Here is a 225-nt window from a genome sequence, read left to right on the forward strand (position 1 = left end):
GTGCAGGACCTGGCCGCGGTAGACGAGGTCGGCGCCGATGATCTGGAGGGCGCCGTGGCTGTCGCGCAGCAGGGCCTGGCGGGCGTCGACCATCTCGATCAGCCGCTGGACGGGGTGCGCCCCGGGCTGCTGCAGGAGGTCCTTCGCGGCGAGGAAGTGCTCATGGTCCTTCGTGATCGAGTAGGGCTTGCCCTTCACGAAGAAGGTCAGGGACTGGTTCGAGAT

The 225-nt window shown here is 67.6% G+C and carries 1 protein-coding gene; it reads right to left on the reverse strand.

All coding sequences use genetic code 11. The annotated features are described in order from the left end of the window. A partial coding sequence (locus G5A07_RS21890) for a hypothetical protein (RefSeq protein ID WP_191864035.1) occupies positions 1 to 225 on the reverse strand: 225 nt, incomplete at both ends.

The organism is Stenotrophomonas sp. AS012628 (genome assembly GCF_010608305.1).
GTDB lineage: Bacteria > Pseudomonadota > Gammaproteobacteria > Xanthomonadales > Xanthomonadaceae > Stenotrophomonas > Stenotrophomonas geniculata.